The 220-nt window shown below is 73.2% G+C and carries 1 protein-coding gene; it reads left to right on the top strand.

Annotation, left to right across the window (positions count from 1 at the left end; genetic code table 11):
• The coding region (locus GVN67_RS29605; RefSeq protein ID WP_160000817.1) for a hypothetical protein at window positions 1-220 on the top strand (220 nt) is incomplete at both ends.

The following is a 220-nucleotide window of genomic DNA, read 5'->3' as shown; positions in this document are numbered from 1 at the left end:
CGCCCGGCCTGACGCTGCCGGCCTTGCCGCTGGCCGGGCTGGAGGACGTCTCGATCGCCTTGCCGATCGCGCTGGCGCCGCTGTCGCCGACGGAGACGGTGAGCATCACCATCAGCGGGCTGCCGGCAGGCGCCACGCTGTCGGCGGGGACGCACAACCCGGACGGCAGCTACACGCTGACCCAGGCGCAGCTGACCGGTCTGACCATCACCTCGCCGGA

The sequence above is a fragment of the Roseomonas sp. 18066 genome (assembly GCF_902706185.1).
Taxonomy (GTDB): domain Bacteria; phylum Pseudomonadota; class Alphaproteobacteria; order Acetobacterales; family Acetobacteraceae; genus Pseudoroseomonas.
This window is presented reverse-complemented; position numbering and strand designations above follow the sequence as displayed.